We start from the raw sequence: 2,480 nt of genomic DNA on the forward strand, positions 1-2,480 counted from the left end.
TCGTCAGCGACGGTTGCCGCGAGTTCCACCAGGGCGCGCTTGGTGGTTTTGTGCAGGCGGGACAGGTCGATTTCGGCGCCTTCGGAGAGGTGTTGGTCGAAGGGGATGATGTGGACGGCTCGGCAGCGGGCGAGGAAGTACTCGCGGAGCTGTTGGATGCCGACATTGGGGGAGCCCTGGCGGGGGAGGTTGATGACCACCACCGCGTTGCGGACCAGGTGGTCGTGGCCGTGCAGGGACAGCCAGTCCAGGGTGGCGGCGGCGCTGCGGGCGCCGTCGATGGCCGAGGACGAGATGAGCACCAGGGAGTGGGCCAGATCCAGGACGCCCGCCATGGCCGAATGCATCAGGCCCGTACCGCAATCGGTGAGGATGATGTTGTAGAAGCGCTGCAGGATGCGGGCGACGGCGCGGTACTCCTCCTCGTTGAAGGCTTCGGAGGCGGCCGGGTCCCGTTCGCTGGCAAGCACTTCCAGGCGGCTGGTGCCCTGGGAAGTGTGGCGGCGGACGTCGGAGTAGCGCTGGATGTGCTCGTCCAGCAACAGATCTCGCACCGTCGAGCGGGTCTGGAGGGCGACGCGCTGGGAGAGGGTGCCGAAGTCGGGGTTGGCGTCCACGGCGATCACGCGGTCGCCGCGGATGGAGGCGAAGATGGAACCCAGGCCCATGGTGGTGGTGGTCTTGCCGACACCGCCCTTCAGGGAGAGCACCGCGATGCGGTAGTCGCCGCGCACGGGCTGGCGAATGCGGGCCACCAGCTCCTGTAGGCGGCGCTCCTCGGCGGACATGCCCGGGTTGACGGCGCCGCCGGACAGGTGATGGACGGCCCGCCGCCACCCCGAACCCGGGGCCTTCTTGGCGCGGCGCAGCGGGACGTCATCCAGTGAAGGGATCGGGCCGCCCTGTGCGGCAGCGGGATTGCCGTACGGACGCCCGCCCCCCGCCGGGCCGTAACCCGGCTGTGCGGGCGCACCGGGCTGGCCGTAGCCAGGCTGACCGTAGTCAGGCTGACCGTAGCCGGGCTGACCGTAGTCAGGCTGGTTGTAGCCGGGCTGACCGTAGCCAGGCTGGTTGTAGCCGGGCTGGTTGTGGCTGGGCTGGTCGTAGCCGGGTTGGCTGTGGCCGGGCTGGCTGTGGCCGGGGTGAGGTGGGTAGGCGGGACCGGGGTGCGGGTGTCCGGCCCGGCTGCCGTAGTCGGGCTGGCCCGGATTCGGCTGCTCGGGTCGACCCTGAGCGGGTTGCTCCGGTTCGGGCCGCTCGCCGGAGTCAGGCTGACCGCCGGGGCCGGGCTGACCGTGCGTGGCGTAGGGCTGCTCCAGAGCCTGGGTGTACAGGCTCGGTGAGGGCGGTTCGGGAGGCTGGGGGTACGCGGTCGGCTGCTGTTGCCGCCAAGGCAGTCCAGGCTGGCCGTCCTGTTCCGAGGCCATCGTCGGCGTGGGTGGGTAGGGCGCGGCGTGCCCCTGCTCCGGAGCCTGCTGCTCGGACTGGAACCGCGCCGCATCCGGTTGCGGCGCACTGTCGCCGGACTCGAAATCCGGTGGAACCGTGTGCGACCGACCGGTCGAGTGCGGGCCACCCGCCTGGGGACCGGTCGCGGCGCTCGCCCAGGGTCCGACCGCCCGCGCTCCTGCCCCGTCCGATCCCGGGCGGTCGATCGGACCGCTGGTCGGCCGCTCTTCCGGCGCCCGGTGCTCGGGGTGTGCGGCAGGCGGGGAGGCCCACCGATTCTGCGGCGTGGGTGCCGGGTGGCCGGGAGCGGGATTGCTCTGCGGTACGGGCGAACTCGATCCACGGCCGACTGAGACGGGGTCGGTTGCGTCCGTTGTCTGGGGATGGTCGATCGGTGTGCTGTGTTGCAGTACGGGCGAACTCGACCCACGGTCGCCCGGACCGGGGTCGGTTGCGTCCGTTGTCTCGGGATGGTCGGCTGGTGTGTTGTGTTGCGGTACGGGCGAACCCGGCCCACGGTCGGCAGGGTCGGAACCCGTCGTATCCGGTGCGTGGCGGTCGTCGGCCGGTGTGTTGCGCTGTGCTGCGGGCGAACTCGGCCCACGGTCGATAGGGCCGGGACCGGCAGTGTCGGGTGCCAGCGGACCGGCTGAGTCCGGTTCTCGCGCGGTTGTCGAACCGGGGACCTGTGCGCCGCGTGCGGGTGGTGTCTGCGGGTCCGGTGGCCGCGGAGTCGCGTACGGGGCCTGAGACTCGGCCGCGGTGTCGGGGCGAGCTTCGTCCGGTGCCGGGTGCGTCGGCGAGGCGGTCGGGGGAGCGGTCCAGCGCTGTTCGGCCGCGGGTGCGTGCGGCTGAGCGGCGGACGGATTCCCCTCGGGGGTAGCCGGATTCGCCGTGCCGGGATGCTGCGGGCCGCCGGGCTGCGGCGTGCCGTAGCGCGTGGGCGGGCTCGGCGGTGGCGTGGTCGGGGCGCGGTGCCTACCGCCGGGGGACGTGCCGGGAACCGGCTCGGCCGCTGGCGCGTGACCGCC

Annotated in this window: 1 protein-coding gene; it reads right to left on the minus strand. The window is 72.4% G+C overall.

Annotation, left to right across the window (positions count from 1 at the left end; genetic code table 11):
• Positions 1 to 1,427: AAA family ATPase (locus tag QK444_RS35545; RefSeq protein WP_282786412.1), on the minus strand; the 1,427-nt coding region annotated here is incomplete at its 3' end.
• Positions 1,428 to 2,480: the final 1,053 nt, after the last annotated feature.

The sequence above is a fragment of the Nocardia sp. CC201C genome (assembly GCF_030010695.1).
GTDB lineage: Bacteria > Actinomycetota > Actinomycetes > Mycobacteriales > Mycobacteriaceae > Nocardia > Nocardia otitidiscaviarum.